Genomic DNA, 251 nt, shown 5'->3' with positions numbered 1-251 from the left:
CGTCTTTTTAGATGCGTAAAGGACGCTGTAACACTTTGAAGGAAGACGTAGCGTAGCTATGGCCATCGACAATTCGAAACTGGTCGAAGTGTCCGTTGGGAAAAGAAAAGCCACGGCCCTGTTGCGAGGCCGTGGCTGCTGCATGCGCGCATTGTGCGGGACAACGCGTGACCGGTTACTTGGCGGCGAGCGCCTCGTTGACCTTGTCGACGTCGGCACTCATTGCCTTGAAGGTCTCGTCGAGGGAGAGT

Annotated in this window: 1 protein-coding gene; it reads left to right on the top strand. The window is 56.2% G+C overall.

Annotated elements, in window-relative coordinates:
• Positions 1-58: 58 nt before the first annotated feature.
• A partial coding sequence (locus AF337_RS44650) for a hypothetical protein (RefSeq protein ID WP_210168084.1) occupies positions 59-251 on the top strand: 193 nt, incomplete at its 3' end.

Source organism: Rhizobium ecuadorense (genome assembly GCF_001187535.1).
GTDB lineage: Bacteria > Pseudomonadota > Alphaproteobacteria > Rhizobiales > Rhizobiaceae > Rhizobium > Rhizobium ecuadorense.
The sequence above is the reverse complement of the archived record's forward strand: the minus strand, read 5'-3'. Positions and strand labels throughout refer to the sequence as shown.